The 1,947-nt window shown below is 51.5% G+C and carries 1 rRNA gene; it reads left to right on the top strand.

Going from position 1 to position 1,947, the window contains the following annotated elements:
• Positions 1-1,947, top strand: a 23S ribosomal RNA gene (locus CQ058_RS31215); the annotation flags it as partial.

A 1,947-nucleotide genomic window follows, 5' to 3' on the forward strand; every position in this document is an offset into this window, starting at 1 on the left:
GCCTCTTGGGGTTGTAGGACATTCTATACGGAGTTACAAAGGAACGAGGTAGACGAAGCGACCTGGAAAGGTCCGTCACAGAGGGTAATAACCCCGTAGTCGAAACTTCGTTCTCTCTTGAATGTATCCTGAGTACGGCGGAACACGTGAAATTCCGTCGGAATCTGGGAGGACCATCTCCCAAGGCTAAATACTCCCTAGTGATCGATAGTGAACCAGTACCGTGAGGGAAAGGTGAAAAGCACCCCGGAAGGGGAGTGAAAGAGATCCTGAAACCGTGTGCCTACAAATAGTCAGAGCCCGTTAATGGGTGATGGCGTGCCTTTTGTAGAATGAACCGGCGAGTTACGATCCCGTGCGAGGTTAAGCTGAAGAGGCGGAGCCGCAGCGAAAGCGAGTCTGAATAGGGCGTTTAGTACGTGGTCGTAGACCCGAAACCAGGTGATCTACCCATGTCCAGGGTGAAGTTCAGGTAACACTGAATGGAGGCCCGAACCCACGCACGTTGAAAAGTGCGGGGATGAGGTGTGGGTAGCGGAGAAATTCCAATCGAACCTGGAGATAGCTGGTTCTCCCCGAAATAGCTTTAGGGCTAGCCTTAAGTGTAAGAGTCTTGGAGGTAGAGCACTGATTGAACTAGGGGTCCTCATCGGATTACCGAATTCAGTCAAACTCCGAATGCCAATGACTTATCCTTAGGAGTCAGACTGCGAGTGATAAGATCCGTAGTCAAGAGGGAAACAGCCCAGATCGCCAGCTAAGGTCCCAAAGTGTGTATTAAGTGGAAAAGGATGTGGAGTTGCTTAGACAACTAGGATGTTGGCTCAGAAGCAGCCACCATTTAAAGAGTGCGTAATAGCTCACTAGTCGAGTGACTCTGCGCCGAAAATGTACCGGGGCTAAATACACCACCGAAGCTGCGAATTGATACCAATGGTATCAGTGGTAGGGGAGCGTTCTAAGTGCAGTGAAGTCAGACCGGAAGGACTGGTGGAGCGCTTAGAAGTGAGAATGCCGGTATGAGTAGCGAAAGACGGGTGAGAATCCCGTCCACCGAATGCCTAAGGTTTCCTGAGGAAGGCTCGTCCGCTCAGGGTTAGTCAGGACCTAAGCCGAGGCCGACAGGCGTAGGCGATGGACAACAGGTTGATATTCCTGTACCACCTCTTTATCGTTTGAGCAATGGAGGGACGCAGAAGGATAGAAGAAGCGTGCGATTGGTTGTGCACGTCCAAGCAGTTAGGCTGATAAGTAGGCAAATCCGCTTATCGTGAAGGCTGAGCTGTGATGGGGAAGCTCCTTATGGAGCGAAGTCTTTGATTCCCCGCTGCCAAGAAAAGCTTCTAGCGAGATAAAAGGTGCCTGTACCGCAAACCGACACAGGTAGGCGAGGAGAGAATCCTAAGGTGTGCGAGAGAACTCTGGTTAAGGAACTCGGCAAAATGACCCCGTAACTTCGGGAGAAGGGGTGCTTTCTTAACGGAAAGCCGCAGTGAATAGGCCCAAGCGACTGTTTAGCAAAAACACAGGTCTCTGCGAAGCCGTAAGGCGAAGTATAGGGGCTGACACCTGCCCGGTGCTGGAAGGTTAAGGAGAGGGGTTAGCGTAAGCGAAGCTCTGAACTGAAGCCCCAGTAAACGGCGGCCGTAACTATAACGGTCCTAAGGTAGCGAAATTCCTTGTCGGGTAAGTTCCGACCCGCACGAAAGGTGTAACGATTTGGGCACTGTCTCAACCAGAGACTCGGTGAAATTATAGTACCTGTGAAGATGCAGGTTACCCGCGACAGGACGGAAAGACCCCGTGGAGCTTTACTGTAGCCTGATATTGAATTTTGGTACAGTTTGTACAGGATAGGCGGGAGCCATTGAAACCGGAGCGCTAGCTTCGGTGGAGGCGCTGGTGGGATACCGCCCTGACTGTATTGAAATTCTAACCTACGGGTCT

This window comes from Bacillus sp. MYb56, from assembly GCF_002976445.1.
In the GTDB taxonomy this organism is placed as follows: domain Bacteria; phylum Bacillota; class Bacilli; order Bacillales; family Bacillaceae_G; genus Bacillus_A; species Bacillus_A mycoides.